The 888-nt window shown below is 62.2% G+C and carries 1 protein-coding gene; it reads right to left on the bottom strand.

Translation table 11 applies throughout. From position 1 onward, the window contains the following. A partial coding sequence (locus A5756_RS17125) for an ATP-binding protein (RefSeq protein ID WP_156659599.1) occupies positions 1–842 on the bottom strand: 842 nt, incomplete at its 3' end. Positions 843–888: the final 46 nt, after the last annotated feature.

The raw sequence follows: 888 nt of genomic DNA, 5'->3' as shown, positions 1-888 counted from the left end.
CCATCGGCGAGCATTTGGATCAAGCCACCCTGCTCCAACCGCGCCACCGCGCCCGCATCACATACATTGCGCAGGATCTTCCACTCCAACACCTCGGCGATAGCCAAGACCTCAACGACCTCCAACTCCTCGGGAGTAAGAGACCACAGCCGAAAACCCAACAGCTCATAGAGTTCTCGATCCGCCTGCAGAGGCCCTCGCAGCTGCCAGCAGCCATCCGCACACACCACCGCCCCGCTTTCGCGGCTCGCACTAAGCAAACCCCGCAACAACACCAGGTTGCCCCCGCTGCGCTCGTAGAGCGCATCAATCAACCGCGCCTCGACCACACCACCAAGAACGGCAGTAGCCAACACGCCGGTCTGCTCGCGAGTGAACGGATCAACATGAACGGTCAGTAACAACCGCTCCTTGATCAACGCAGTGACCGCATCGAAAACCGGCTCACCCGATCGGATCGTCACGATCAATCGCGCACTGCGACTTGCCGCCAGTTGATTGACCAACGTCGCCGACAACGGATCAAGCAACTGCGCATCATCGACAACGACGACGAGATTCTCGTCCTGCTCCAACGTCTGATGCGCAGCCGCCAACATCAACGCCGGCTCATGAGCCACATCCAGAGTCACCGCGCGGGAAAACGCCCCCAACGGGACCGCCGAACCCGTCTGCGTGCCCAGCGCAAACCGCACCGTCCACCCCGCCGACTCGAGAGCCTTTGCCAGCATCCGAGCCAGAGTCGACTTGCCCACCCCGGACTCGCCCACCAACACGACCCCCTGCAAATCCCCATCCTCGACAGCCGCCAACGCACGACGAAACTCCGCATCCCGCGCCACTATCGACCACGTACAACGACCCTCCCGCCCCACCGGATGCCTACCT

It is taken from the genome of Mycobacterium sp. 852002-53434_SCH5985345 (genome assembly GCF_001667155.1).
In the GTDB taxonomy this organism is placed as follows: Bacteria; Actinomycetota; Actinomycetes; order Mycobacteriales; family Mycobacteriaceae; genus Mycobacterium.
Note: the sequence above shows the minus strand (reverse complement) of the source record. Positions and strands in the feature narration are given on the sequence as shown.